Annotated in this window: 3 protein-coding genes and 1 pseudogene; 1 reads left to right on the forward strand and 3 read right to left on the reverse strand. The window is 37.7% G+C overall.

Translation table 11 applies throughout. The features are described from left to right. Window positions 1-109, forward strand: a pseudogene (locus tag PX636_RS00145) (Uma2 family endonuclease); the annotation flags it as partial. Between the two features lie 14 nt (window positions 110-123). On the opposite strand, the gene PX636_RS00150 reads toward PX636_RS00145, so the two are convergent. From PX636_RS00150 to PX636_RS00160, 3 genes are all read right to left on the reverse strand, one after another. After that, complete coding sequence (locus PX636_RS00150; protein WP_002756606.1) at window positions 124-531, reverse strand: type II toxin-antitoxin system VapC family toxin; 408 nt, start codon at window positions 529-531, stop codon at window positions 124-126. A gap of 14 nt (window positions 532-545) precedes the next feature. Then, window positions 546-779: a hypothetical protein gene (locus PX636_RS00155; RefSeq protein WP_012268074.1), complete on the reverse strand. Its 234-nt coding sequence runs from the start codon at window positions 777-779 to the stop codon at window positions 546-548. Window positions 780-858: 79 nt separating this feature from the next. Beyond that, window positions 859-1,385, reverse strand: a 527-nt coding sequence (locus PX636_RS00160; RefSeq protein WP_288115839.1) for a hypothetical protein, incomplete at its 5' end; no start/stop codon positions are given.

A 1,385-nucleotide genomic window follows, 5' to 3' on the forward strand; every position in this document is an offset into this window, starting at 1 on the left:
TGAACAGGGTTTATGGATTCTGCAAACCTATCAGCAAGAAAGTTTTAGTTTACAGAGTATTAATCTGACGGCATCTTTTCGGGATTTATACGAGGATGTTACCCTATAGGGAATGAAAAATAATTAAGGTACAACCTCAAAAGGTTGATTTCCATACCGTCGGTAAATATAGAAATCGCTATCGAGAGTGAATATTTGTTTTTGATTAAGAACTTCAGCCATGGCTACTAAAGAAGCATCTGCTAAATCCATAGGAACATCTTGATATTGTATCATTAAGGTTTCCATTCTTGTTAGTTCATCTGAATTATGATGGTGTATTACCAGTATTTCATCTACCACATAACCCCATAATTCTTGTTGTGCGAACCAACCACCATATCGACGCAATAAATACATTGCTTCGGTAAAACAAGCGCAAGTCGTGACAAGGGGGGCCGATAGCGAAGATAAAATGTCAACACAACGCTGATGATTTTTATCAGCTTCATTAATTAAGGCAATAAGTGGAGAAGCGTCGCAAAGAGTCATTGATGTAATGCTGATTAGTCTTTATCATCTAAAATATTTGTAAAAACTTCTTCTACTCGCTCAGATAAATCTGATGGCTGAAAATAAACTCGTCCAACTCTTCCTTTTAATTTTTGGTCTAGGGTTTCTGGAGTGGAAGAATTGGAAGATTGATTAGGTAGAATGGTCAATCTCACTCGCTGACCTGCTAATTTAGCACTATGCTGTAAAATTTCTTCCCAAGTCCCCTCTAAAGTGTTTTGTTCCATAGATATTGATTTGAATTTCGTTCTTTCCTCAGTGTAACAAGCAAAAGATAAAAAAACAAATTTCTAGAATTTTTTTGTCTTATTGTTTTCTACCGGGGGGAATAAAACGGATTTCAATTCTGCGTCTGCTTGCATCCGCGTCACGATTAACCGCAGCTAATTTACCCGATGGGAGGTATAACTGTCCTGCGGAAAAAGCTCGAAATTTGACGTTTTTGAGTTTACCTGTGCTTTCGATTTCTTGCACTACTGCTAAAGCGCGCATTAATCCTAAATCAGTGTTAGAACCGGGTACTAGCATTTTAACAGATTGTTTTCTGCTGGCAACCGATTCGATATTTTTATCGAGATTACTTGTCTTTTGTATTCCCTGTCCGTCGGTGTGTCCAATTACTTGAATAAAGTCGATTTCTCTGTCTTTGGTAATGGTTTCGATAGCGGGAATAATGCGCTGACGAATATAGGTTTTTAAAGCGGGGTTTAATTCAGCACTTCCCGACTGAAATTTGAATTTTCCTGATTTTTCATCGATAACTATCGGGGTTGCTGTTTGCAGTTTTCGGTTAGCTTCCTCCAGTTTGCTGATGAGATTATAGGACTGAAAAA

It is taken from the genome of Microcystis sp. M53598_WE2 (assembly GCF_030067735.1).
In the GTDB taxonomy this organism is placed as follows: domain Bacteria; phylum Cyanobacteriota; class Cyanobacteriia; order Cyanobacteriales; family Microcystaceae; genus Microcystis; species Microcystis aeruginosa.